This is a genomic window from Desulfurivibrio nitratireducens (genome assembly GCF_044068515.1).
Classification (GTDB): domain Bacteria; phylum Desulfobacterota; class Desulfobulbia; order Desulfobulbales; family Desulfurivibrionaceae; genus Desulfurivibrio.
On record NZ_JBIPKI010000040.1, the window covers coordinates 1 to 23,796 of the forward strand.

Annotated in this window: 21 protein-coding genes; 4 read left to right on the forward strand and 17 right to left on the reverse strand. The window is 61.3% G+C overall.

What is annotated here, in order from left to right:
* Window positions 1–319: 319 nt before the first annotated feature.
* The 4 genes from ACHHTY_RS09560 to ACHHTY_RS09575 are packed head-to-tail and all read right to left on the reverse strand — an operon-like array spanning window position 320 to window position 5,840.
* Window positions 320–1,306 carry an HNH endonuclease gene (locus tag ACHHTY_RS09560; protein ID WP_395493897.1) on the reverse strand — a complete coding sequence of 329 codons (987 nt, stop codon included), beginning with the start codon at window positions 1,304–1,306 and terminating at the stop codon, window positions 320–322.
* 30 nt (window positions 1,307–1,336) lie between these two features.
* Window positions 1,337–4,471, reverse strand: coding sequence for a DUF3427 domain-containing protein (locus tag ACHHTY_RS09565; protein WP_395493898.1), 3,135 nt, complete (start codon window positions 4,469–4,471; stop codon window positions 1,337–1,339).
* Window positions 4,468–4,905, reverse strand: a complete 438-nt coding sequence (locus tag ACHHTY_RS09570; RefSeq protein WP_395493899.1) for a (deoxy)nucleoside triphosphate pyrophosphohydrolase — start codon at window positions 4,903–4,905, stop codon at window positions 4,468–4,470. Before ACHHTY_RS09570 ends, ACHHTY_RS09565 begins: the two co-directional genes overlap by 4 nt.
* A complete protein-coding gene (locus tag ACHHTY_RS09575) occupies window positions 4,902–5,840 on the reverse strand; it encodes a nuclease-related domain-containing protein (RefSeq protein ID WP_395493900.1) in 939 nt (312 codons plus the stop codon). Before ACHHTY_RS09575 ends, ACHHTY_RS09570 begins: the two co-directional genes overlap by 4 nt.
* 240 nt (window positions 5,841–6,080) lie before the next feature.
* Here ACHHTY_RS09575 and ACHHTY_RS09580 point away from each other — a divergent pair, with 240 nt between their 5' ends.
* Window positions 6,081–6,257, forward strand: coding sequence for a hypothetical protein (locus ACHHTY_RS09580; RefSeq protein WP_395493901.1), 177 nt, complete (start codon window positions 6,081–6,083; stop codon window positions 6,255–6,257).
* Window positions 6,258–6,419: 162 nt separating this feature from the next.
* Here the strand turns inward: ACHHTY_RS09580 and ACHHTY_RS09585 are convergent, their stop codons facing one another.
* Complete coding sequence (locus ACHHTY_RS09585) at window positions 6,420–6,635, reverse strand: FmdB family zinc ribbon protein (RefSeq protein ID WP_395493902.1); 216 nt, start codon at window positions 6,633–6,635, stop codon at window positions 6,420–6,422.
* Between the two features lie 407 nt (window positions 6,636–7,042).
* Between ACHHTY_RS09585 and modB the strand changes: the two genes are divergently transcribed.
* The 3 genes from modB to ACHHTY_RS09600 all read left to right on the forward strand — a co-directional run bounded on the left by modB (window position 7,043) and on the right by ACHHTY_RS09600 (window position 9,010).
* The gene (gene modB, locus ACHHTY_RS09590) at window positions 7,043–7,726 is read left to right on the forward strand and encodes a molybdate ABC transporter permease subunit (RefSeq protein WP_395493903.1); all 684 of its coding nucleotides are present in this window, start codon (window positions 7,043–7,045) and stop codon (window positions 7,724–7,726) included.
* A gap of 70 nt (window positions 7,727–7,796) precedes the next feature.
* Window positions 7,797–8,636: a molybdate ABC transporter substrate-binding protein gene (modA, locus tag ACHHTY_RS09595; protein ID WP_395493904.1), complete on the forward strand. Its 840-nt coding sequence runs from the start codon at window positions 7,797–7,799 to the stop codon at window positions 8,634–8,636.
* Window positions 8,633–9,010 carry a winged helix-turn-helix domain-containing protein gene (locus ACHHTY_RS09600; protein WP_395493906.1) on the forward strand — a complete coding sequence of 126 codons (378 nt, stop codon included), beginning with the start codon at window positions 8,633–8,635 and terminating at the stop codon, window positions 9,008–9,010. Before modA ends, ACHHTY_RS09600 begins: the two co-directional genes overlap by 4 nt.
* A gap of 104 nt (window positions 9,011–9,114) precedes the next feature.
* On the opposite strand, the gene ahcY is transcribed toward ACHHTY_RS09600, so the two are convergent.
* The 12 genes from ahcY to ACHHTY_RS09660 all read right to left on the reverse strand — a co-directional run.
* Window positions 9,115–10,407 carry an adenosylhomocysteinase gene (ahcY, locus tag ACHHTY_RS09605; RefSeq protein WP_395493918.1) on the reverse strand — a complete coding sequence of 431 codons (1,293 nt, stop codon included), beginning with the start codon at window positions 10,405–10,407 and terminating at the stop codon, window positions 9,115–9,117.
* Window positions 10,408–10,510: 103 nt separating this feature from the next.
* Window positions 10,511–11,689 (reverse strand): methionine adenosyltransferase, encoded by a 1,179-nt coding sequence (gene metK, locus ACHHTY_RS09610; protein WP_395493907.1) that lies wholly within the window; start codon window positions 11,687–11,689, stop codon window positions 10,511–10,513.
* Between the two features lie 174 nt (window positions 11,690–11,863).
* Window positions 11,864–13,792: a bifunctional homocysteine S-methyltransferase/methylenetetrahydrofolate reductase gene (locus ACHHTY_RS09615; protein ID WP_395493908.1), complete on the reverse strand. Its 1,929-nt coding sequence runs from the start codon at window positions 13,790–13,792 to the stop codon at window positions 11,864–11,866.
* Window positions 13,789–15,405 carry an asparagine synthase B gene (asnB, locus tag ACHHTY_RS09620; RefSeq protein ID WP_395493909.1) on the reverse strand — a complete coding sequence of 539 codons (1,617 nt, stop codon included), beginning with the start codon at window positions 15,403–15,405 and terminating at the stop codon, window positions 13,789–13,791. Before asnB ends, ACHHTY_RS09615 begins: the two co-directional genes overlap by 4 nt.
* 40 nt (window positions 15,406–15,445) lie before the next feature.
* Window positions 15,446–16,708, reverse strand: coding sequence for a class I SAM-dependent methyltransferase (locus tag ACHHTY_RS09625; RefSeq protein ID WP_395493910.1), 1,263 nt, complete (start codon window positions 16,706–16,708; stop codon window positions 15,446–15,448).
* 217 nt (window positions 16,709–16,925) lie between these two features.
* A complete protein-coding gene (locus tag ACHHTY_RS09630; RefSeq protein WP_395493911.1) occupies window positions 16,926–17,606 on the reverse strand; it encodes a corrinoid protein in 681 nt (226 codons plus the stop codon).
* Window positions 17,607–17,691: 85 nt separating this feature from the next.
* Window positions 17,692–19,230: a trimethylamine methyltransferase family protein gene (locus ACHHTY_RS09635; RefSeq protein ID WP_395493912.1), complete on the reverse strand. Its 1,539-nt coding sequence runs from the start codon at window positions 19,228–19,230 to the stop codon at window positions 17,692–17,694.
* A 71-nt stretch (window positions 19,231–19,301) separates the two neighbouring features.
* Entirely contained in the window at window positions 19,302–20,093 is a 792-nt protein-coding gene (locus tag ACHHTY_RS09640) for a dihydropteroate synthase (RefSeq protein ID WP_395493913.1), read from the reverse strand.
* Window positions 20,094–20,097: 4 nt separating this feature from the next.
* Window positions 20,098–21,561 (reverse strand): trimethylamine methyltransferase family protein, encoded by a 1,464-nt coding sequence (locus ACHHTY_RS09645; RefSeq protein WP_395493914.1) that lies wholly within the window; start codon window positions 21,559–21,561, stop codon window positions 20,098–20,100.
* A 144-nt stretch (window positions 21,562–21,705) separates the two neighbouring features.
* Complete coding sequence (locus tag ACHHTY_RS09650; RefSeq protein WP_395493915.1) at window positions 21,706–22,374, reverse strand: vitamin B12 dependent-methionine synthase activation domain-containing protein; 669 nt, start codon at window positions 22,372–22,374, stop codon at window positions 21,706–21,708.
* Window positions 22,375–22,478: 104 nt separating this feature from the next.
* Entirely contained in the window at window positions 22,479–23,042 is a 564-nt protein-coding gene (locus ACHHTY_RS09655) for a MarR family winged helix-turn-helix transcriptional regulator (RefSeq protein WP_395493916.1), read from the reverse strand.
* 332 nt (window positions 23,043–23,374) lie between these two features.
* On the reverse strand, window positions 23,375–23,796 hold a 422-nt coding region (locus tag ACHHTY_RS09660; RefSeq protein ID WP_395493917.1), incomplete at its 5' end, for a ketopantoate reductase family protein.

Genomic DNA, 23,796 nt, shown 5'->3' on the forward strand with positions numbered 1-23,796 from the left:
CCACAGCGAAAACCCGCCAGCAACTCGCCGATTACGATCGTATTGACAGCGAGCAGCTCAGCCCGTCGGATGGTATCCAGGGCTGTTTGGTCACCGCGTTTGAAGGCGACATAAAAGTTTGTATCTATAATTATTTTCTTCATTGACACACCTTAAAGACACCACCGCCGACAATGTGAATTCACCTTATGAATGCATAATGATGTCATAATGTGCATAAGTCAACCTAAAGATGAAAGAGGCAACCAGCTTGTTCGGGCAGTTTGGCGATATCGCTTTTGTCGCCCACTTCACCCCGCAAGGCAAGACCAGCGTCGGCTCACAAGCGCCAGTCGCGGCGATGGGCCGCTAAATTTTGCGGGGCAGGGCAGATGGCTGGGTCGGCGGGCGGGATGATGGGGCGGCCGGCCAGGGCGGTAAGGAAGCCGGGAGCGTTGGGAGCGGTGGCGACCCGGCCGGGAATGATGATCTCATAGGTATCGGCAACGCCCATCATGCCGTGGTCGAAAGCCCAGTGGCAGAGCTTGCAGAGGGCCATGCCGTTGCGAATGTCATCATTGCCGCTCTTGCTCAAGGGGATGATATGGGCGGCATCCACCACCGTATGGCCCTCCGGGGTGATGATCCGGACCCCGCAGAGGGCGCAGCGATGCTCATAGGCTTTGACTACTGCTCGGCGGAAGCCCTGATCCCGGGCCGGCGGCTTGTAGGCCTCGACAGCCAGGGCTTCGGCAACCTGGGGTTGATGCTGGTGAGCCTGGGCCAGCAGGTCCAGGCTGTATTGGTAGGCTTGGGTATTGATGGCGGCCTGTTCCGCCAGAGCCGCCCCCGCCGCCGGAGAAAAGCAGGAACGCAGCAGGACTTCCCGCAGGGCGGCCCGCCCCTCCTCGGTTTGGATGATTTGGAAAAGTTCTTCATCCAACCGGGCGCCGAGGGCGTAACGGCGTAGATAACTGACCGATGAGGTGTTGTTGATCCGGGAGGAGGTGACTGCCTGACCTTCGCGGGAAACCAGATGCCAGAAAGGCTCCCGGTCCAGGCGGGAAAAGGGAAAGGCAATGCTGCTGGTCTGCCCCAGGGGCACCACCCGCCGCCAATAGAGGTTGAACAGTTCGTTAAGTTCAACCAGATCACCGGAAACATCGATGAATGGCGAGGTGATCCCGCCCCGGGCCGTCAGATCAATTACCGCCAGCAGCAGGATGGGCTTGTGCGGGGCACGCTGTCTGGTGGCTTCGCCCCAGACGGCTCCGGGGGCGCGTTTGAGGGAGGCGAACTGTTGGAGGTATTTGGCGATATTAGTCACAGTTTCCTGTCAAAATGATGAGATCAGTCATCACCCTCCCCGGCGATTTTCTTCGAACATTACCACTGGCATGGGATACCGCAAACGCCAAACCATCTTGATCGGCCGTTCGCTTTCGAAACTGACCCGGTCGGCCGGGCCGAGGTAGGTGAACGGGACTGTGCAGCTATTGCGTTTCTTTTGAGCGCGGGCGAAAAGCAGGATGGTGTAGCCCTGCCCGGCATGGTCGGTCAGATTGCGGCCGGTGGGGGAGTGCTGGCTGGTGGTGGCCTGGGACTCCCAGTGCAGCAGTTCGCGGCTGATGGGGTAGTCGGCGTACATGGTGCTGGGAGAGAATTCCTTTTCTGTTTTCTGGAAGGTTATCAGCAGGGCGTAGGTTTTCTGTTCGGCGAAATGGAGAACTCCTACTCCCCGTTGGCCGCCGCTGCTCAGGTCGGCTTTGCCAAAGGTGGCTTGGATTTCCTGGATGCCGTATTGCGCGTGAAGCTCCAACGGGCATGGGTAAGGAAGTTTCGGCACCAAGCTGCTGGCTTCGGTGGTCATTTGCGCCCAGGCCATAATTTCGTCAAAATCACTGAGGAACGAGGTGTTGCCGGCCAAGCGGGTGAATGATTCCTGCAGGCTGGCAATTCCTAGCTTTGCGCCGGTTTCGCCCCACAGACGGTAATGGAGCATAGTGGCTTGCTTGCCAGCCAACTGCAGGGCGGCATCAATGTTATTTGCTGCCAAATGGGCAACCACTTTACGCAACCGGGAGATCTCAGCCGATCCGTTGATAAAGGCCGCCCGCACCAGGGATTTTTTTAGCTTGTCCAGGTCCGGATCACTGGGGATGGGCGCCAGTTGGGCCTTGGCCATCCAGCCGCTCCATGATTCGCGCAGCAGCAATAGTTCGGGCTCGTAATCGTGATATTGAACAAAATTGCCAAAGGAAAGCTCTTGGCCGCTTTCAGCACGGAAGCTCTGCAAACGCTCGGGTACCTGGATTGCCAAGTTGCGCAGATTCTGACGGATGTTTTCCAGCACATAGCCCCGGGCCAGGCGGTCAAGCTGGATTGAGCAGCCAGGCGGCAGATGGGGAAAATAGCTTTCCACCTCTCGGTCAATGGCAAAACGGTGCCTGGGCAGCAGGGATTTCAGCTTGGTGTCCAGCCGGTAGCGGCGATGGGCCTGGCCTACAAAATCCAGCACCGCCAGGCAATCCTTACCCGGCGCGTGGCGCAACCCCCGGCCTAGTTGTTGGAGAAAAACGGTCAAACTTTCAGTGGGCCGCAGGAAAAGCACCACGTTCATTTCCGGGATATCAACTCCTTCGCTGAGTTTGTCCACAGTGAAGAGAAAGGAGAGCCGACCGGCCTGCAAATCCGCCAGCATGGCGGTGCATTCTGCGGAATCAACACCGGAAACGAAAGCCGCAGCCGCAATGCCCCGCTGGTTGAACATCTCGGCCATGTACTGGGCATGCTTGATGCTGACACAAAACCCCACGCCCTTTATGGTTTCTGGATTGGGCTCATAACGATACAAATTGTTGAGAATGGTTTCCAAGCGCTGTTTGGCCTGGATATGGGAGCCGGTATAAACCTTCTCCAATTCGTTGACGTTGTATTTGCCATGACGCCAGAAACGGTCATGGTCCAGGGCCACCGGATCGGCTACCCCGAAGTAGTGGAATGGGCAGAGCAGTTTTTCCTCCAGGGCTTCCGGCAGGCGGATTTCGGCGGCGAAACGGTTGCCAAAATCGGCGGCCACGTTGCCGCCGTCCATCCGTTCCGGGGTGGCGGTGAGGCCTAGCAGGATCTGCGGCGAAAATTTATCAAAAATTGGTCGGTAGCTGGCGGCGGTACCGTGGTGGGCCTCGTCCACCACGATGTAATCATAAAAATCCGGCCCCACCTGCTCCCAGAGCCGACGGTTGGTAAGCATCCCCACCGAGCAGAAAAGATGATCGTAACGCTGGGCCTGGAAGTTGCCCGTGAGCAGATCCCCGAAATTCTGATCTCGCAGGACATTGCGGAAAGTAGCCAGAGCCTGCTGTAGAATCTCCTGGCGATGGGCGACAAAGAGCAGCCGGGCCTGCTGCCGGTTGACCTGGCGGAAACGCTGATAATCGAAGGCTGAGATCACCGTCTTGCCGGTGCCTGTAGCGGCGATGACCAAGTTGCGCCAACTGTCGCGGAGTTCGCGTTCTCGGGCTAGGGCTTCCAGGATGCGCTCTTGGAAGGGGTGGGGTTGAAGATCGAAAAAGACCTGGGGCGATGCCGCGCCCTGGGTGCGAGCACGGGCAATGGCGCTGCGCAGAGGAAAAGGATCGGCAGGATCAAAGGGCAGAAATTCCCGACTGTGCCAGTAAGTCTCAAACTCGGCGGTAAATTTTTCCAGGATATGCGCCATGTCCTGGGCACTGACCTTGAGGTTCCATTCCAGGCCGCTGGTCATGGCGGCATGTGACATGTTGGCCGAGCCGATATATGCGGTGGCAAAGCCGGAATGGCGCTTAAAATGATAGGCCTTGGCATGCAGCCGGGTCCGTTCGGTGTCGTAGGAAACCCGCACCTCAACATTGGGCAGCCCGGCCAGCCATTCCACGGCCGGGGCATCGGAGGCCCCCATGTAGGAGGTGGTGATAACCCGGACCGGAACCCGCCGTTCCCTGAGATCCTCAAAAGCGGCAAAAAGCAGGCGCAGGCCGGACCATTTGATAAACGAAACCAGAATATCTACCCCGTTGGCGGAGCGCATCTCCGCCAGCAGTTCATGCACCAACTGGGGTTCACGGGGCGAACCGGTGAACAAGCTGCTTTCCACCATTGAAGTTTGCGGCCGAGGAATCCCTTTGGTGCCGTAATGGGGTGGAGTTACTTCCAGCAGAAGTGGTTTAGTGGCGGCCACCAGTCGGCGAGCCAGCAGATGCTTTTTGGCAGGAGTGTCGGCCAACAGGGAGATGATCCGGTTGCAGAGGTGACGGCGCTGTTCCGGGTCGCTTTCCTCCCGCATGGCCTGTTCTACCACCCGGGCCAGAAAGGTGGCATAGCGGTGAGGTTCTTCTTCGGGGTCAAGCTTGCCCAGAATGGTACGCAATTCGGGAGAACTGGCCAGAATATTCTGCAGGGATTCATCCAGCAGGGCGTCGTAGAGGCCTGGGCTGAGCTTGGAGCCGGTCATACAGGATCACCGTGGCATGGTGCGCGGCAGTATGCGGCGATAATCGGCAAATCGGCCTCGGCCCAGTCCAGGGTGGACAATTCTGCTGGCGGCAGCCACCGCAAGGCCGCATGTTCGTTGTTGCAAGGCTCGCCCCCGGCCAGCCTGCAAATAAAAGGGTGCAGAGTCACGATAAAACTTGGGTAGCGATGACTTGCCGGTGGTATGGCCCGAAGAACATCAACCTTAACCTCCAGTTCTTCCCAAAGTTCCCGCTGAAGACATTCTATCGGAGTCTCATCACCTCTAATCTTGCCGCCGGGAAATTCCCACTTTAGGGGCATGCTCATGGTGGCGCTGCGTTGAGCTGCCAGTATCAGACCGTTTCGCTCAATGATCGCACAGGCGACATGTAGGTGCTTCGGCTGGTTCAATGACTGTTCGGGTAAACTCATACCTGCCGGCCCTTGCTCCTTTCGAGGAATGGTTTCTGACATTTTTTACAATAGACTTTGTTGCCGTAAATATGTTGATAGCTTCGGCAGTATTCAAATACCACTGGACTAACGTCGCTTTTGCATTCCCAACAGTAGTAACGTGATTTTTTTGCTACCTTTGGATTCGTTTGCGCTTTTTCAACCTTGGCATGGGCCGGACGAGTACCAAAACGTTTGGTGTAATCGATTGTGATTGATTGATGCAGAGAGGCGATTTTTTCTGCCACCTCCCGCAACGTTTCGCTGCTGCATAATTTAGAAGCCGTTGCCACAGTGCCCAAGATGCTCATATTATCCAGTATGGTATCGATAGTAGTACGCAAAGCATCCGCTTTAATGACCATACTTGTATTAAAAACCTCTTTTTTGGGTCGAATAACACGTGATTTGGGCGACATCAAGATAATGTTGTGGAATCTCGGCTGGATGACTAATCCGAGCCTTTTGGGCATGATGTCATGAGCGTTAAGGCAATCCTCAAGAACTTTTATATGCCTTCGATTCTGCTCTATAGGAGATGGAATTGCCTGATATCTTTGATTGTAGTAGGCAAGGCATTCTCCATCTTCTTCAATCTTGATGCCGTTGGCGAAATTTTTTGATTCAAGCACGTAAAATTCAAAGAAGCGATTGATAAGCAGATGATCAATCTGGGCCGCAAGTCCATTTGACTCAAGCCGCAAGTCGTGCAAAATAGCCCAATTTTTTGAGTTTCCGAAATCAAAGTTGATTAGGTAGGCGGCATCCTTCTCTCCCTTCTGGCCTCTCCTTAAGGCAAAAAGCTCCTTTTCAACCAAGGAGCGTTTTTCACGGGAAAGATTCTGCTGCAAAATCTCTTCCAGCGCTCGTTTACTGGCCTCTTCGGTGCTTGCGTCTTTTTCCTTTATAATCATCCCTTAACCTCGAAGTCACAACTAGCTATGATTATCTTGATTCTTCCGTTTTAGTAACCTTGCCTTCCGACCTTCTTGCCTATCTGACAGGAATTGTCAAGGAATTGGCCTGGAAATTCATCCAAAAACTCTTATTAAATCTCAGTTTTTCCTTGCTCACTCCAGTTCTGACACCGATGATTAGTTTTCCGGGGCGGCATTGCGGTGGCGGGCCAAGGCATTGAGCCAGGTTTCGGGGCGATGCGGGCGGCTGTCCAGCAGGGCGTGCAGTTCGGGTTCGCCAAGGTTGTTGAAGTGGCTGCATTACTTTTGCCGTTCGTTCTGACCATCCTTGAAGTTGAGATATTGAACCCTGCCGGATTACAGGGTAGCCCGGATCAGATCCGGAAGTATATTATCGTTATCCGCCTGCGGTAGTGAGAAAAATAACCCAGGTATGCCGCATAAGGCAACCAGTAAAGGGTTTAGCAGGGTTTTCGGCAGGGAAGTATCAAGGGCAAAAAAAAACCGCCACCTGTGGGGGAACAGGTGGCGGGGTTTTTCATCGCGGCAGCCAGCCTGGCTGCCTGGTTATCAGGCTCAGGAGAAGCCGCCGCGAACGGAGCAGCCGCCCAGCGGGCCGCCGGGGGAGGAATCGGCCGCGGAAGCGATCCGGTAGCTGCCGGCGGAGATTATCCGCTGCACCTGCTCGCTGTTGCAGGCGGGGCAGCGGGTCTGGTCGCGCAGCCGGCAGGAGGAAACCAGGGCTTCAAAATTTTTCCGGCACTCCTGACAGCGATATTCGTAGATGGGCATGGCTTTTCTCCGTTTCCTTTTATAACGATAATATCACGGCTTGCAAAAGTATTCCACCGGGACACCGAAGTATTTGGCCTGTTCCGGGGAGGAAGCGAAAGCCGCCACCCGCAAGACCTGCGCTTTGAAGGCCGGGGCATCCTGGCCGGAGCCGCGGCCGGCTTCGGGGATCAGCCCGCTTGCAGGAAGCAGGGCCGTAAAGGCGGCGCTGCCGTTCCGTCATCTCTGTTCCCGCCGTTTGCCGGGAACAGGTGGCCGCGTGGCGATATTATAATCGATGCCCCGGCCGCCCGCTTTTTTTATTGTGCAGATCGTTATGTTTAATTATATATAACGCACGGGGTAATCTTCTGGGCGCGCTCAGCCGCCCTCCCGGTTCGCTTAATATGTTTGTCCGGTGCGCGGTAATGCTGGAAGCATCCTTTCTTTTTCCATTGCAGCTTACTTTGCGGGTGGCCGGCCTGGCCACACTGCTGGCGCTGGTTTGCGGGGTGGTGGCCGCCCTGGTTCTCCACCGCTATCGTTTTCCCGGCCGGGATCTGTTGGATGCCCTTTTTTCCCTGCCGCTGGTCTTGCCGCCCACGGTGCTGGGTTATTACCTGCTGGTCGCCATGGGCCGCAACAGCTGGCTGGGCCGCTGGCTGGAGGCAACTTTCGGCATCACCCTGATTTTCACCTGGCAGGGGGCGGTGGTGGCGGCCACGGTGGTGGCCTTCCCCCTGGTTTTCAAAGCCGCCCGCACCGCCTTTGAAAACGTGAGCGGCAGTTATGAAAACGCGGCCCGTTCGCTGGGCTGCAACTCCTGGCAGGTATTTTGGCGCGTAACCCTGCCCCTGGCCGGACGGGGAATCCTGGCCGGAACCATGCTGGCCTGCGCCCGGGCGATGGGGGAATTCGGCGCCACCCTGATGGTGGCCGGCAATCTGCCCAGCCGGACCCAGACCATGCCCCTGGCCATTTACAGCGCGGTCCAGCGGGGCGACGACGCCCTGGCCCATAGCATGGTTCTGCTGCTTTCCTTTGTCTGTGTGGCCATTCTCTGGGTTTCCGGTAAGCTGCTCAAACCCCGGTGGTGCTCCCAGAGAGGTTGACCTGGCAGAGCTGCGGTCAAGCGGAGCTTTGGCGAGTGGTTGCCACACCAACTAAGAGAGAGAAGGAGCAATGATGATGAAAGCCGTGGGCTTTCCAAATATTAAAAAAATGCTCTGGCAGTGGCTGCTGGTTTTGCTGCTGGGCGGGATGGTTCTGGGTGCCTCGCCGGCGCGGGCCGCCGAGCTGCTGGTTTCCGCGGCGGCTTCTCTGAGCGACGCCTTCGTCGAGTTGGGCATCCTCTTTGAACAGGAGAATCCCGGGGTAAAAGTAATCGGCAACTTCGCCTCCTCGGGGGCGCTTTACCGCCAGCTTGAACAGGGGGCTCCGGCTGATGTCTTCGCCTCGGCCAATCCCCGCTGGATGGAAGAGGCCATTAGACGGGAGCTGGTGCGGCGGCAAGATTCAGCCAACTTTGTCGCCAATGAACTGGTGCTGGCGGTTGCGGCCCGTGGCCGGGTGGTGGCCGTTGCGGGCTTGCACGACCTCAAGTCTCCCGCCTTGACCAGGGTCGGTATCGGCACTCCGGAGACGGTTCCGGCCGGCCGCTATGCCAAGGATGCCCTGGAGGCGGCCGGCCTCTGGCGAGAATTGAGCGGCAAAATGATTTTCGGAGAAAACGTGCGCCAGGTGCTGGATTACCTGCGCCGGGGGGAGGTGGACGCCGGCTTTATTTACGCCACCGACGCGGCTAAAGGCGGCGCCGCCGTGCGGGTGGTGGAAACCATGACCTGGACCGAACCGCCGGTTTACCCCATCGCTCCCCTGGTCAACAGCCGCCAACCGGAACTGGCCCGTCGCTTTGTCGAGCTGACCATGACCGAACGGGGCGCTTCAATTTTGGCCCGGCACGGCTTCACGCCGATCCGCTGGCAAGATCATCCGAGTAAGGTTACATTGCCCGAATCATGAGAAGACGCCACGCCGAAGACAAGCCTCGAGAGATCCGCCCCGGCTATCACTGCCGGGGCCGGGTCTGGATCGAGCACAACGGAGAGACCTATCTCGGTTTCGGCCGGGTGGTGCTGCTGGAAAAGATCCGGGAGCTGGGCTCCATCAACCGGGCCGCCGCCGCCATGGGCATGTCCTACAAACACGCTTGGGACCTGGTCAACGCCATGAACCGCCACGCCGCCGAACCCCTGGTTATTTCCTCCCGGGGCGGCAAGGGCGGGGGCGGCGCCCGCCTCACCGCAGCCGGAGCGGCGGCCATCAGCGCCTTCAAAAAACTCCACGCCGAACTCAGCGCCTTCCTGGCGAAGCAAACGGCAAAATTGCCCCGGTAGGGTCACCAGGAGCGGAGCAGGGGAGACCAAAAAGGCGTCTGCGGGCTTGTGGCCCGGAGACGCCTTGGTCGCCTTTGAGATGCCGGGGCAGGCCCGGCTCCGGTCTAATAGCGGTAATATTCCGGCTTGTAGGGGCCTTCCACCGGGACGCCGATGTACTTGGCCTGTTCCGGGGTCAGTTGGGTCAGGTTGGCGCCGATCCGCTCCAGGTGGAGGCGGGCCACCTTTTCGTCCAGGTGCTTGGGCAGCATGTAGACCTTCTTTTCATACTGGTCGTGGTGCTGCCAGAGTTCGAGCTGGGCCAGAACCTGGTTGGTGAAGGAGTTGCTCATCACGAAGCTGGGATGGCCGGTGGCGCAGCCCAGGTTGACCAGCCGGCCCTCGGCCAGGATGATGATCCGGTGGCCGTCTGGGAAGATCACGTGGTCCACCTGGGGCTTGATGTTCTCCCAGGGCAGCCCGCGGATGGCGGCGATCTCGATCTCGCTGTCGAAGTGGCCGATGTTGCAGACGATGGCCTGGTCCCGCATCTGTTCCATGTGCTTGCGGGTGATCACGTGGACGTTGCCGGTGGCGGTGACGAAGATGTCGCCCTTGGAGGCGGCATCATCCATGGTCACTACCCGGTAGCCTTCCATCGCCGCCTGCAGGGCGCAGACCGGGTCGCATTCGGTGACCCAGACGGTGGCCCCCATGCCCCGGAAGGCCTGGGCGCAGCCCTTGCCCACGTCGCCGTAGCCGCAGACCACGCAGATCTTGCCGGCGATCATCACGTCGGTGGCCCGCTTGATCCCGTCGATCAGCGATTCCCGGCAACCGTAGAGGTTGTCGAACTTGGACTTGGTCACCGAGTCGTTGACGTTGATGGCCGGGGCCAACAGGGTGCCTTCCTTGGTCATTTCATAGAGGCGATGGACCCCGGTGGTGGTCTCCTCGCTGATGCCCTTGACGTCCTTCATCAGCTCGGGGTGTTTTTCGTGCATCACCTGGGTCAGGTCGCCGCCGTCGTCGAGGATCATGTTGGGCCGCCAGCCGTCGGGACCGAAGATGGTCTGCTCGATGCACCACCAGAATTCCTCCTCGGTTTCGCCCTTCCAGGCGAAGGTGGGAATGCCGGCGGCGGCCATGGCGGCGGCGGCCTGGTCCTGGGTGGAGAAGATGTTGCAGGAGGACCAGCGGATCTCGGCCCCCAGGGCAGTCAGGGTTTCCATCAGCACCGCGGTCTGGATGGTCATGTGCAGGCAGCCGGCGATCCGGGCGCCCGCCAGCGGCTTGGCGGCGCCGTATTCGGCCCGCAGGGCCATCAGGCCCGGCATTTCGGTTTCGGCGATCATCACCTCTTTGCGGCCCCAGTCGGCCAGGTTGAGATCGGCTACTTTGTAATCCTTGGTTTCCAGCACTTTCTTGTTCACGATAAACTCCTTGATTCAGGTTCAGGGATAAGCTTCAAAGGGTAAGGCCAAAAGGGACCGGCGGCCGGGGTAAGGCGCCGCAGCGCTCTTATTTGCAGTTGCCCGGCAGGCCGGATGCCTCGCGCAGAGTTTCGGCCTTGTCGGTCTTCTCCCAGGTGAATTCGTCCCGCTCCCGGCCGAAATGGCCGTAGGCCGCGGTTTTGCGGTAGATGGGGCGCAGCAGGTCGAGGTGTTGGATGATCGCCTTGGGCCGGAGGTCGAAATGCTCGAGGATCAGTTGGCGGATCATCTCGTCGCTGATCTTGCCGGTGCCGAAGGTGACCACGTTGACCGAAACCGGCTTGGAGATGCCGATGGCGTAGGCCACCTGGACCTCGCACTGGTCGGCCAGGCCGGCGGCGACGATGTTCTTGGCCACGTAGCGCCCCATGTAGGAGGAGGAGCGGTCCACCTTGGAGGGATCCTTGCCGGAGAAGGCCCCGCCGCCGTGGGAGCCCATGCCGCCGTAAGTGTCGACGATGATCTTGCGGCCGGTCACCCCGCAGTCGCCCACCGGCCCGCCGATGACGAAGCGCCCGGTGGGGTTGATGAAGTACTTGGTGTCCTTGTCCAGCATCTCCGCCGGCAGGATCGGCTTGATGATCTCCTCCATCACCCCTTCCTTGAGGTCCTCGTAATCGACCTCGGGGGCGTGCTGGGTGGAAACCACCACCGCCTCGATCCGTTTGGGGCGGTGGTGCTCGTATTCGATGGTGACCTGGCTCTTGGCGTCCGGCCGCAGCCAGGGCAGGCGGCCGGCCTTGCGAACTTCGGCCTGGCGCTTCATCAGGCGATGGGCGTAGGTGATGGGCATCGGCATCAAAACCTTGGTTTCGGTGCAGGCGTAGCCGAACATCAGGCCCTGGTCGCCGGCCCCCTGATCCAGGTCGACCCCTTTGCCTTCGTCCACCCCCTGGGCGATATCCGGCGACTGCTTGCCGATGCTGGTCAGCACCGCGCAGGATTGCCAGTCGAAGCCCATCTCCGAGGAGTTGTAGCCGATCTCCCGGATGGTCTGGCGAACGATGGCCGGCATGTCCACCCAGGCCTTGGTGGTTATTTCGCCGGCGATCAGGGCCAGGCCGGTGGTGACCAGGGTTTCGCAGGCGACCCGGGACGTCTTGTCCTGGGTCAGGATGGCGTCGAGAATAGCGTCGGAAATTTGATCTGCCACCTTGTCGGGATGGCCTTCCGATACGGACTCGGAAGTGAAGAGATAGTTGGCCATTGTTGCTCCTTCTTGGCTTGCCGGTTTGCCCTCGGCAAGCCGGTGTTCGGCTTCCCTGAGGAAGATTTTCTGGTTGTTTTCGTTGATAGATAAGCCAGGCCGATGAAAGCCTGAAAAACACCTTAAGTTAGTTCGTTCTGCGGTTCTGTCAAGGTAAAAATAAGGATCGCAGCGTTATGGTTCGCCCGGTATGCCGGTCTGGCCCGGGGCAAGGTGACCCAGCCGGGCGGCGCTCCGGCCGCTGCCGCGCCAGCCGGCCCGGCGGACTTCCCGGGTCAGGGCGGCGGTGACCTCCCACTTGTTGAGGGGGCTGATCAGGTAGAGCCCGTCGATCAGCGGGCATATGGCGGTCAGCAACTCCAGGGTGAATTCATCCGCCGCCTTGCGCTGGTCCTCCACCGCCTCGTAGCGCCACAGTTTGCGCCGCAGCTCGGCGGGGATCGAGATCCCCGGCACCTCGTGGTGGAGGAAGTCGGCGTTGCGGGCTGAAATCAGCGGGAAGACCCCGGGGAAAATCATGATGTCGAGATGGCTGGTGCGCTCCAGCATCTCTTCCACCTCGGCGGCGCTGAAAAAGGGCTGGGTCATGGCAAAGACCGCCCCCAGGGCCGCTTTGCGCTCCAGGCGGCGAATCTGCAGGTCCGGGTTGGCGGGCCGGTAGCTGAAGGCGGCCCCGATGGAAAAATTGCAGCTCCCCTTCATCTCCTTGCCGGCCGGGTTGCGGCCCTGGTTGAACTGGTTGAGCATCCGGATCAGGCCGAAGGACTGGACATCGAAAACCCCGCTGGCCCCGGGCTGGTCGCCGGCGGTGGCCGGATCGCCGGTAACCGCCAGAATCCCCTCGATCCCCAGCAGATGGGCCCCCATGATCTGGGACTGCAGGCCCAGGGCGTTGCGGTCCCGGCAGGTGAGATGGGCCACGGTGGGAATACCCACCTCGCTGCGGATTCGGTGGGCCAGGGAGATATTGTCGGCCCGCAGCACCGCCAGGGGATTTTCCCCCAGGGTGATGCTGTCGGCCCCGGCGGCGGCCAGGGCCTGGGCGCCCCGCAGAACCCCGCTGATATCGAGATGGGTCGGCGGGTCCAGCTCCACCAGGATGGGCAGCCGGTCCGGCGGCAGGCTCGCCAGCAGCGCTCCGGGCTTGGCCGTTGCCGGGGCCTGGCTTTCGGGACCGGCGACGATCTGCGGCCCGCTGCCGGCCAGGCTGAGCGGCCGCCGTTTGAGGCGCAAATGTTTGCCGAATTCATGGATATGGGCCGGGGTGGTGCCGCAGCAGCCGCCCACCAGCCGGGCCCCGGCCTTGACCATATCGCCGACCACCTGGGCCATGTAGGCCGGTTCGGCCGGGTAGATCAGGCGGTGATCGACGATCTCGGGAAAGCCGGCGTTGGGGAAAGCGGCCAGGGGAATTTCCGAGCCCAAGGGGGCGAGTCTTTCGATGGCGGCCAGCATCGCCCGGGCGCCCCGGCCGCAGTTGGAGCCTACCACGTCGGCCCCCGCTTCCCGGGCGGCCCGGCCGCAGACCAGGGCGTCGAGCCCGGCGGCGGTCCGGCCCTGCTGGGGATAGACCATATTGGCGACGATGGGGATATCGGCGGCCAGTTGCCGGCCGACCTGGATCGCCAGCAGGAGCTCGTCGAGATGGCTGAAGGTTTCCAGGATCAGCAGATCGACCCCGCTCTCGAGCAGGGCTTCGATCTGTTCGCGGAAGGCGGCCCGCACTGCTTCGCCCTCCGGCCCGGCCGGGTCTTCCAGGGGAAAATCGGCCCCGCTGGGGCCAACCGAGCCGGCCACGTAAATTTCCTCGCCGGCGGCCCGCAGGGCCAGTTCGGCCCCGGCCTGGTTGATCTGGCGGGTTTTGTCCCCCAGGCCGGCGGCTTCCAGCTTGAGGCGGTTGGCCCCGAAGGTGTTGGTTTCCAGCAGGCGGCTGCCGGCCCGGATGTACTCCTCGTGCATCGAGTAGACCAGGTCCGGATCGATGAGGTTGAGCCGTTCGATATTCTTGTCCGGCTCGATGCCCTTGGCGTAGAGATAGGTGCCGATGGCCCCGTCGGCCAGCAGCACCCGCTCCCGGAGATATTCGTTGAAATCTGGTTTCATCGGGCCTCGCCGGTAATGGTGGTATTTGCGGGCGGCTCCTGGTAGCGGAGATTTTCCAGGGCCCCCTGGGTGCTCTCCCGCTCCTCGGCGAAGTCAAACCCCTGCCAGATGCCGATGGAGCCCAAAATCGAGTCCTGGGGATGGTAACCCCGGAATATTTTGAAGTAAAGGGCGGCTTCCTTGCTGTTGATCACCGCCTGGGGATACTGGGCCTTGATGGCGGCCAGTTCTTCGTCGCTGATCTCGCGTTCGGCCAGTTTTTCCCCCAGGCTTTCGCAGCCGGCCCCCTGGGTGTACTGGACCTTGTAGCGCCAGAGCACCTCGTCGGGGAGATGGCCGCTGCCGGCAAAGGCCCGGCGGAGGATCCATTTTTCGACTCTGGCCTGGTCCTGGTCGCGGATTTTCAGCTCCGGCGGGATCTGCATCGCCAGGTCGATCATCTCCCGGTCCAGGAAAGGCACCCGCAGCTCCAGGCTGAAGAGCATGCCGATCCGGTCGGCCCGCTGGAGATTGATGTTGTGCAGGGTCGAGATCAGCCGGCGGCACTCGCCGTTGAGCTCTTCCCGGGGCAGGTGCTTCATGTAGTGATAGCCGGCGAAGAGTTCGTCGGCCCCTTCGCCGGTGAGCACCACGGTGACGTAACGGCTGGCCAGCTTGCAGGTGAAGTAGCAGGGCACGGCGCAGCGGACCAGGGAGGGGTCGTAGCTTTCCAGCTTGCCGATGACCTCGGGCAGGGCCGCGTAGTACTCCTCTTCGGTGAAGATCATTTCATGATGGGTGGAACCGATATGGTCGGCCACCAGCCGGGCGGCGGTGAGATCATCGCTCTCGCGGCCGTTTGCGTCCTTCATTCCCACCGCGAAGGTATGCAGGTGGGGGATCTCCTCGGCGGCGATGGCGGCGATCAGGCTGCTGTCCAGCCCGCCGCTGCAGAAGGCGCCCACCGGGATTTCCGGGTCGGCCAGCAGCCGTTTCTTGACCGCCCGGCTGAAGGTTGCGCGGATCGCGGTCTCGGCCGTGGGGATATCAGCCAGGAGCTGGTCGCGGATCTCGGGCACCCGGTAGTAGCGGACAAAGCCGCTGGCCGGGGTGTAATAATGGCCGGCGGGAAACTCGTGGACCTCCTCCACCCCGGCCAGGCTCATCGCTCCCAGTTCGGAGCTGAAATAGAGGCGGCCGTCGCGATGGGCGTAGTAGAGGGGCTTGATCCCCACCGGGTCGCGGGCCAGCAGGTAGTCATCCCCGGCGAAGATGGCCAGGGCGAACATCCCGTCCAGCTCGCTGATGGCGGCCGGGCCCTTTTCCCGGTAAAGGTGGAGGGCCACCTCGGTATCCGAGTGGGTTTTGAACTGGTGACGCTGGGCCAGATCCTGCCGGAGCCGGCGGAAATTATAAATTTCGCCGTTGCCGATGATCCCCGAGCGGCCGTCGGGCCCGAGAATGGGCTGGTGGCCGCCGGCCACGTCGACGATGGAGAGCCGGGTATGGCCCAAGGCCATCTCGCCGGCCACGTGGACCCCCCGGTCATTGGGGCCGCGATGGCCCAGGGCGTCCAGCATCCGGTTGACTGTCGTGACATCGGGAGCCCCGATGCATCCTGCAATTCCGCACATATTTTTTCCTCACCCGTTGCCGGGATTTTGTTCGAATTATTTACTTTATTACTTCGAAAACGCCAACCAGGGAATGGCCTGCCCCCATGCCGGGCTGGAGTTCCATTTCCAGCTTGCGCAGGGAATAGCCCAGGTGGGGTTCGATGATGTTGGCTCGGGGATCGCCCCAGTCCAGCCAGCCGGAACCCTCGATCACCGCCTGCATGGTATGCAGCGCTTCCTTGAGCGGCTCCGGATAGTAGGGGGGGATTTCCGGCGGGGTTTCGCACAGACCCCCCCGACGGCAGTTGTAATTGCGCAGCAACGTGATGGTGTGTTCGATCAGGGTGTTGCAGCACATGAAAAAATTCTCGTAAAAACTGTTGAGATGCTCGAAGCCCGGCCGGGGCACGTAATCAACCAGCAGGGTGCTGAGGTCGGTGCGGGTGTAGCCTTCGAAGAGCGAGTTGGTCTGGTGGCGCAGCATCCGGGGAGTGTTGCGGTTGTAATCCCCGGTGGCCAGGTGGCGGCCGACGAAGATCGAGCGGTCGAAAAAGCGCAGGGGCTTGAGCCGGACCCCGGTTTCCCGGAAGACCTCTTCGATGATCACCAGGCATTCCTCCCGGGTCATCAGGCGCAGGTTGAAGGTGGCGATATCGGCCCGGTTGCGCTCTTCCTCGGGGTAGATGTAGGAGATCCGGTAATCCATGAAAAATTCTTCGGTGGGCGGATGGTGCCAGAGATCCTGCCATTCGTAGGAATAGCGGCCCAGCCAGTCCCCGATGACCAGGGCCCCGGGCTCGGCATGGCGGCAGATGTCGCTGAAGATCCGCACCAGTTGCTCGTTGCTGAAATGGCTCATGGTGCCGTAGGAGGACATGTAGATATCAAAGGGATCCTCCTCGGCCAGGATCGGCAGCCCCTGGGAAAAATCGGCGGCGGCCAGCCGCACCTTGCCGTTGTCGCGGTGGTATTCCCGGGCCTGCTGCAGCAGTTTCTGGTTGATGTCGAAGCCCACATACTCCTGGAGGGTTTCCGGGGTGACGGCGGCGGTGATGTAGTCATAAATGCCCGGCTCATCGCGATTGACGCCCATGATCAGGTCATAGCCGTCGCCGCTGCCGCAGCCCAGATCGACGATCCTCAGCCGCTCGAGATGGCGGCGCTTGCGGTCGGTGAGGGCATTGAGGTGGGGCCGGAGCATGATCCCGGTCAACTGGTCCTCCCAGAAGCGCCGCACATTATCATACTTGCCCAGCAGCCCGGTGGCCTTGTTGTAGCGCCCACTTCCCGCCGCCTGCGAATATGCCTTGGTTTCAGCCATCAAAAAAAACCTCGATAATCCGGGGCGGCAACCGTTGAAGAGGGGATCTGTACCCGCCCCTGTTGTCCACCCCTTGTAGGTTGTCACAAAAAAAAGAACAAAGAACAAAAAATTATTCAACCAGCGGACGGCGCAGAAGTGCCGCAGATTCGGGCAAGCGGACCGGCGCCGCGTACTAAAGGTACGCAAGCCGGGCCGATCGCCCGAAGATGTGGTGCTACTGCGCCGTCCGCAGCCAGTCGATGGCCGCGAAGGCGTCGGCGCAGTGGACGTCGGCCCCGATTTCCGCGGCGAACTCCGGCGAAGTAGGGGCGCCGCCAATGCAGACCCTGGTGCTGTCGGCCAGGCCTTCCGCCTTCAACTGATCGATCACCTCCCGCATGTTGCGCATGGTGGTGGTGAGCAGGGCCGAGAGGCCGAGAAAGGGAGCCTGGTGTTCCTTGACCGCCTCGATGATCCGGGGAGTGGGCACATCCACGCCGAGGTCGATCACCTCGTAGCCGGCTCCCTTGATCATGATGCTGACAATGTTTTTGCCGATATCGTGCAGGTCCCCGGCAACGGTGGCGATGACGAAGCGGCCCTTGCTCTCCACCCCGTCCCGGAGCAGATGGGGAGTGAGAATATCCATCCCGGCTCCCACCGCCTCGGCGGCGGCCAGCATGTCGGGAATCAGGTATTCGCCCTTTTCGAATTTTTCCCCGACCACGGTCATCGAGTCGGTGAGACCGTCCACCAGGATGTCGGCCGGGGAGACTCCTTTCTCCAGGGCCTCGGTCACCAGTTCGGTCACCGCCGGCTGGCCTTCCAAGCCCTCGTCAAAGCCTTCGTCCTCGGCTTCGATCCGGCCCTGCACCACGTTCCAGGCAATTTTCTGCAGCAATTCCGCGTTTTCCATATCATGTTCCCTCTCTTATATGTTGTTGATCGATCAAACGTTAACCAGGGCCCATAACCCAGGGAAGTCCATCGGGGCTGAAGCTTCAGCCGCGCAGACGGGGGACGATTCCGGGGACCTCGGCGAATATTTTGTCCTGGATCTCGGGGGCCAGGTGTTTGCCCGGCCGGGCTTCAATTTCGGCCAGGTCCGCCAGGGCCCGGGGAATCACGCCGTCCTGGTGTTCCTTGGCCCCGAACCGGTAGGGTTGGGAGACCTCGCCGGCATGGGTGGCCTTGCGGGTATGGCGGGTAAAGAGGCGATGGCTGGACTTCATCACCTTGGTGATCATCCCCAGGACCTCGTCGATGCTGGCGGGATCGACTTTGGGCGGCCGCAGACAGTGCTTGACCTTGCCCACCTGCTCGTTGTCCAGTACGGCCTGGAGGGGGCAGAAAATGTTGGTCCGGTCCAGGAGCCCGAAGGCGTAATGAATGTACTGGGCCCCGCTGAGGCCCATGTAGAGATGGGTGAAAACCTTTTCGAAGGTGGCCTGCACCCCGGGAATGGAGGCATCGCCGACCCCGGCGGTGGAGTAGCAGGGGATTTTGTAATGGCGGGCCAGTTGGACGGTGTCGTTGTTGTACTGGTTGAACTCGGGGCAGCCGTAGAGGTCGTGGAGATCGTCGAGCCGGGCCCGGACCGGCACGCTGCCGTAAAGCACCGGGGCGCCGGGTTTGATCAACTGGGTCAGGACCACCCCGGCCAGGATTTCGGCGTTGATCTGGGCCACCATTCCGGCCTCCTGGATCGGGGCCGAGGAGCCGCCCTGGGGCGAGGAGGAGATCACCAGCGGCAGACCGGCTTCGACGATGTCAAAAACCTTGGCGGTGGTGTCTTCCACCATCTGCAAGGGGCTTTTGCAGACGCAGGCGATAAAGGAAATCACCGGGTTCTCGCGCAGCTCGGCGGACCCGCCGGCGATTATCTCGGCCATCCGCAGCACCCGGGGCAGGGCGGCCCGGGTGGTCAGGCCGGCCTGGACATGTTTGGTGATATTGTTGAGACTGGCGAAGAACTTGTTGACGTCGTGGTCCTCTTCGCCGATGTCGCCATCCTGGACGTTGACCGGCCGGATAAAGAAGTCGAGGTGCTCCAGTTGTTCACAAAGGCGGGCGGCCCGGGCCAGCAGCAGGGCGTCGCCCCGTTTTTCCACGTAGCGGGGGAGCGTGATCTTGCGGGCGGGATCGCCGGTGGCCTGAAATTCCTCCAGTTCGGTTTCCAGCCAGATATTGGTTTCCGAGCCGGAGCCGAAATAGACCCGCGGCACCTCGGCGTCCAGCAGCAGCCGGTTGGCCGGATCCCGGGCCCCCAAAACCACCTTGCCGGGGGCCTGGGCGACGGCCCGGCGGACCATCTCGGGTGGAAAAAAGACCCGCTTGCAGGGCGCTCCGGGGCCGGTTTCATCCTCGACCCGGGCTCCGTGGGCGGCAAACAACTCGGCGGCCCGCAAATTATGGCACCAGATTCCGGTCTCCGCCAGAATCTTGAGCGAGGCTTGGTCCAGCAGCCCGATCTGCTCGGCATTGAGCCGTTCATAAGGCTTGACCACGGTTCCTGCGCGAAATGTATCCGGTTCCATCATTTTAAAACCTTCCTTGTTAAAATCATCGCATAATCGAGCTGATCGTCCGAAGCCCCGGCGCGCCGGCTCGTTTACCGGAAGAAACGGGTGTAGCGGCGGCAATGCCGGTCCTTGCCCACCAGCACCTCGGCGGCCCGGATGGCCCCCATCAGATCATGATCCAGCACGTTGAGGATGCCGCCGTCCAAGCCGGCTGCCACCGCCATCTGGATAAAGGCCCCGTTGAGCCTTTTGCGCTGGGGCAGGCCGAAGGAGATATTGGAAACCGCCAGCACCGTTTTGGCCTTGGGCAGGGCGCCCTTGATGGCCCTGATGGTCTCCAGGGTAACCTGGCCCTGCCTGATATCGGTGCTTACCGGCACCACCAGGGGGTCGAAAAAGAGATTTTCCTCCGGTATTCCGAGCTCGGCGCAATATTCCGCGATGCTCCAGCAGGCGGCCAGCCGGGCCTCGGCGCTGGGGGGAATCCCCGTTTCGTCCATGGCCAGTCCCACCAGGGGCAGCTTGAAGCGGGCGGCCAGGGGGGCCACGGCGGCCAGGTTTTCCACGGTGGCCTTGGTGGAGTTGATCAGGGCGGGGCGGCCCTGGCGGGCGGCCAGCCCCGCTTCAAGCACCGCCGCGTCGGCGCTGTCGATGCAGAGGGGGGTGGCGACTTTTTCCTGGATGGTGCTGACCGCCCAGGCCATGGCGGCGATCTCGTCGGCCCCGCTGCCATGGCCGGTACCGACGTTGACATCGATGTAGTCGGCTCCGGCCGCGGCCTGGCGCTCGGCCAGGTCCAGCAGGGCCGCGGCGTCCCGCTCCTCGATGATTCGGCGGGTGGCGGGGATGGTGGCGTTTATTTTTTCGGCAATGGTAATCATCTGGTTACTCCATCAGAAAAGGCTGTAGTCCGGGAATTTCCGCCTTGATCCGCCGGCGGACCTTCTCGGGCAAGACCGAGTGCAGTGGGGCGTCGAGGATCTCCCGGCAGCGGGCGGTGGCCCGTTGCTGGGCGGTTTGGGAGCCACCCTGGCGCCACGGTTCCCGGTTGTCGCGGTCGCTGAGCTGGGGCTTGTAATGTTCCTGGCGCATGAAGCGCCGGGTGTGGCGGGAGGTCACGAATTGGCCGCCGGGGCCGGCCTTTTTCAGCTCGGCCAGGGCCAGGGTTTCGTCGTCGACCCGGATGCCCTCAACCGCCCGCATGGTCATGCCCAGGATCTCGTTGTCGATCACCAGCTTGTCGAAGGAGGCGGTGAGGCAGAACTCGATGAAGCCGGCGGCGTCATGAATGAAATTTGCCCCGGCCAGAGCCACCAGGACGCTGGTGATCGCCGATTCGTAACCGGCCTGGGCATCCACCACCTTGGAGTCGGTCATTCCGGCGGTGGCGTAGAAAGGCAGCCGGTAAAACTGGGCCATCTGGGCGGCCCCGGCGTTCATCAGGCCCATTTCCACCGCCCCGGCCAGGTATTTGAGATCGCGCAGGTCGGTGATCGAGGAAATGCAGCCATACAGACAGGGGGTGCCGGGATTGGTGAGCTGGGCCAGCATCACCCCGGCTAAGGAGTCGACGTTCTGCACCACCAGGTTGCCGGCCAGGGTCACCGGGGCGGTGGCGCCGCAGAGCGGTTCGGTGGGGACCACCACCGGAATCCGGTTGCGGGCCGCTTCCATGGTCAGCTCGCCGTAGGACTCGTCCAGTTTGAAGGGACTGATGGGGCAGGTTACCATGGAGATAAAGGGCCGCCGGCGCAAGGCTTCCGGGGAACCGGCGATCATTTCCGCCATCTTGATGACGTTGCGGACTCCCGCCACGGTATAGACCCCGCCCATGATATGCTTCTCGGTGCGGTTGAGGGCGGCCCCGAAGCGGTTGACATCGACCTCCTCCACCGGGAGATCGCCGGGGTAGACATTGAGCATGTAGAAGTGGATATTGTCCAGGGACTCCACCATCCGGGCCATGTTCATGATGTCTTTGGTCTGCGAACGGCGGATTTCGGTGCTGCCGGGCTCCTGGACATTGAGGGCGGTGCCGCCGGTGCCCATGTATACCTTGGTGCCGCCGATCTCGCAGTCATGGGCGCCGTCGAGGTCGCGGCCGCAGAGGTGCACAACCGGCGGCGCCTGGCCGACAATCTTTTCCACCAGCTCGCCGGACATCCGGACGATGCTGGTATCCCGGTCAACCTTGGCCCCGGCGGCGGCAAAGAGCTCCAGAGCGGCGGGAAAATTGACCTGAATCCCGATCTCGGCAAAAACCTCCAGACTGGTCTGATGAATCCGGCTGATATCTTGCGGGCTCAGCGGTTTATAGCTTCCCCCTTCCAGTCCCTTTCGTACTTTCATTCTTTCTCCTTGTCTGCTTGCAAATACCTGTCGCCTACAACAAGCAATAACTTATTGATAAACCAAAAAAACGCCCCGTCGGCCAACCCGCCAGGGCGAAAAACTGGCGGCAGTGCCGGAAATTCGCTGCTGCCGGCTGTTTTCCTAACGGCGAGCGATGCAGTTTTGCTTGCTGCAGCGGCGGCAGGGGATCAGGTCACGGTCGGCCGGGGCCATGGCGGTGGGAAAAAGCCCGAAAATAGCGGAGATTGACTTGCGCGGGTGCATCAGGCAGGAGCGATCGAGTTCCACCGCGATCTGCTCGTTGGCGAGCAGGGAAAAAAGCCGGGGCTGATCGGCCAGCGGCCAATCGCAATAGCCCGGACTGAAACGGGGGCCGGCTACCAGGTCTTGGGCCTGGTATTCCGCCGCCACCTGTTTTTGAAACTGGTCGGCTACTCTTTCCACCGCTCCCGAGCCCAGGGCGTCGAGAATGGCGGCATCGGCCAACTGCCCTTGCTGCTGCAGCCTGGCAATGCGCTGGTCCAGGGCCGGGCCGACGGTGGCGATGAAACAGACCACCGCGGCAGCGTCGCGCAAGGCGCGGACCAGCTTGGGGTTTTCCAGCAGGAAATTTTCGCCCAGCTTGAGTTTGCCGTCCTGCAAAACGGGCTGTACCAGGCGCTGAACCAGGCGGGGTTTGAGCAGGCCGGGAATGTTCTGTTCCTGGACGGCCAAGCGCCGGGCCGTGGCTCCGGTCAGCTTGCGTTGACGGCGCCGGCCCAAAAGCCGTTCGACGAAATTCCGGTCGAACCCGGGGGAGAAGCTCAGCACTTGTTCTTGCCGTGGTCGGCCAAGAAGCTTCGGGTTTGGTTTGTTGCTTCTGCCGGCCGGCACGGGCAGGGATGGGGCGATTTTCACTTTGTCGGGGTTAAGCATCATTCTCCGCTTTTGCTTGCGCAATCGGTTATGGGCGGTGCCATGCCGGGGTCCATTTGACCTGCCGGCAGCACAGCCACCAGTTTATCCAGCCCCTGGCCCAGTTCCGCCAGTTCGGCGGGAGAGAGGCGGTTCAAGGCCTCGGCGAGGGGGCCGTGGTCGAGATTGCCGGCCCGGGCCAGCAAGGCCTGGCCCTCAGGGGTCAGAACTACCATGACCACCCGCTGATCGGCGCGATTACCGCCCCGCTGGCGGGCAATCAGGCCCCGGGTTTCCAGTTTGTCCAGCAGATTGCTGGCCGTGGACTGGTGAATGGTCAGGGCCCTGGCCACCTGGGAAATTCGCATCTCGCCGGCGGCGGCGATTTCCCGCAGCACCCAGAGCATGGTGGCGCTGACCCGGCACTGCCGTTCCACCCCCTTGGAATAGGCCTGAATGGCCCGGAAGACAATCCGCAGATCGGTAAGCACTTTTCGGGTGCGGGCTTCCCGGAGGTCATCAGCCGCGGGTCGACCGGGGGGGGCGTTTTCCCCCTGAGCCGGGGAACTTGCATTCTGTGGCATCAAAGTGGCCCTGGTGTTTAGCTCCGCCCACCGGCGGCATCAATACGGGGAGCCCACCCGGCCCGGAACTCGGGGGCGGGCGTCTCTTGCTGGCGCGAGTTGAAAAATTCAACATCATTTCCGGGCAATCTGTAACTATATTGCGGAAAACATTATTGTGCAATAGCTTTTGCCGGTTTGGCAAAAAGGCTCAGCCGGAAAGTACACGATTTTAGAAAGATATAGCTCGAGGAAGAGGGCTGGTCGCCAGCCCGGGTGGGCCGCCGCCGCTTCGGAAACGGCCGGCCGGCATCTTCAACAGCAACAGCATGCGGGCGTGGGGAAGGGGCTGACTAGGATCGGGGCCGGGAAGAGGTAAAGCTGGCAAGCTGCCGGACCTGGGCCAGCAGTTTACGGTTGATCGGCGCGGCCAGGCCGTACTCTGCGGCCCGGCGGACCACTTCGCCGTTGATGGCCAGGATTTCCGTGGGTTTGCCCCGGCGGACATCCTGGAGCATCGAGGAGATGTTGGTGGCGGTATGGCGGCAGACCTCCTCGCAGAGGGCGCCGGGATCCTCCTCGATGGCTGCTCCGGCCGCGGCGGCCACCGCGGCGGCTTCCCGGGCGGCCTGGGCCATGGTTCGGCGGGCCTCCGGCCGCTCGAGCAGTTCGCCGTTGGGGCAGTCATGGATCACCGTCAGGGCGTTGATGCCGGCATTGATGATCAGCTTGCGCCAAAGTTCGCCCTGAATATCGGGGCTGATTTCGCTGCGGA

Coding starts and splice junctions, on each gene's coding strand:
- ACHHTY_RS09580 (WP_395493901.1), top strand. CDS start 6,081: ATGCGGGCGGCTGTCCAGCAGGGCGTGCAGTTCGGGTTCGCCAAGGTT.
- ACHHTY_RS09565 (WP_395493898.1), bottom strand. CDS start 4,471: ATGACCGGCTCCAAGCTCAGCCCAGGCCTCTACGACGCCCTGCTGGAT.
- ACHHTY_RS09615 (WP_395493908.1), bottom strand. CDS start 13,792: ATGAAACCAGATTTCAACGAATATCTCCGGGAGCGGGTGCTGCTGGCC.
- modA (WP_395493904.1), top strand. CDS start 7,797: ATGATGATGAAAGCCGTGGGCTTTCCAAATATTAAAAAAATGCTCTGG.
- ACHHTY_RS09600 (WP_395493906.1), top strand. CDS start 8,633: ATGAGAAGACGCCACGCCGAAGACAAGCCTCGAGAGATCCGCCCCGGC.
- ACHHTY_RS09640 (WP_395493913.1), bottom strand. CDS start 20,093: ATGATTACCATTGCCGAAAAAATAAACGCCACCATCCCCGCCACCCGC.
- asnB (WP_395493909.1), bottom strand. CDS start 15,405: ATGTGCGGAATTGCAGGATGCATCGGGGCTCCCGATGTCACGACAGTC.
- ACHHTY_RS09635 (WP_395493912.1), bottom strand. CDS start 19,230: ATGATGGAACCGGATACATTTCGCGCAGGAACCGTGGTCAAGCCTTAT.
- ACHHTY_RS09585 (WP_395493902.1), bottom strand. CDS start 6,635: ATGCCCATCTACGAATATCGCTGTCAGGAGTGCCGGAAAAATTTTGAA.
- ACHHTY_RS09645 (WP_395493914.1), bottom strand. CDS start 21,561: ATGAAAGTACGAAAGGGACTGGAAGGGGGAAGCTATAAACCGCTGAGC.
- modB (WP_395493903.1), top strand. CDS start 7,043: ATGCTGGAAGCATCCTTTCTTTTTCCATTGCAGCTTACTTTGCGGGTG.
- ACHHTY_RS09655 (WP_395493916.1), bottom strand. CDS start 23,042: ATGCCACAGAATGCAAGTTCCCCGGCTCAGGGGGAAAACGCCCCCCCC.
- ACHHTY_RS09630 (WP_395493911.1), bottom strand. CDS start 17,606: ATGGAAAACGCGGAATTGCTGCAGAAAATTGCCTGGAACGTGGTGCAG.
- ACHHTY_RS09625 (WP_395493910.1), bottom strand. CDS start 16,708: ATGGCTGAAACCAAGGCATATTCGCAGGCGGCGGGAAGTGGGCGCTAC.
- ACHHTY_RS09575 (WP_395493900.1), bottom strand. CDS start 5,840: ATGATTATAAAGGAAAAAGACGCAAGCACCGAAGAGGCCAGTAAACGA.
- metK (WP_395493907.1), bottom strand. CDS start 11,689: ATGGCCAACTATCTCTTCACTTCCGAGTCCGTATCGGAAGGCCATCCC.
- ACHHTY_RS09570 (WP_395493899.1), bottom strand. CDS start 4,905: ATGAGTTTACCCGAACAGTCATTGAACCAGCCGAAGCACCTACATGTC.